At 28.1% G+C, this 224-nt stretch carries 1 protein-coding gene; it reads left to right on the top strand.

Features of this window, described 5'->3' with window-relative positions:
• Positions 1-224: PP2C family protein-serine/threonine phosphatase (locus ACX6CF_RS26545; RefSeq protein ID WP_458788388.1), on the top strand; the 224-nt coding region annotated here is incomplete at both ends.

Genomic DNA, 224 nt, shown 5'->3' with positions numbered 1-224 from the left:
TATGTAATTACCCATATTGGAGATAGTAGAATATATAAAAAAGACACTAATTCATTAGAACAAATTTCCAAAGATCACTCCCTTGTTGCAGCAAAATTAAGACAAGGAAAGCTATCGGGAGATAGTTTGTATTTTAATACTAATAAAAATATATTAACCCAATGTATTGGTTTGAAAAAGCATATTAACCCATTTACTAAGATTGGTTATACAGATAGAATGAG

The sequence above is a fragment of the Vallitalea sediminicola genome, from assembly GCF_054408565.1.
Note: the sequence above shows the minus strand (reverse complement) of the source record. Positions and strands in the feature narration are given on the sequence as shown.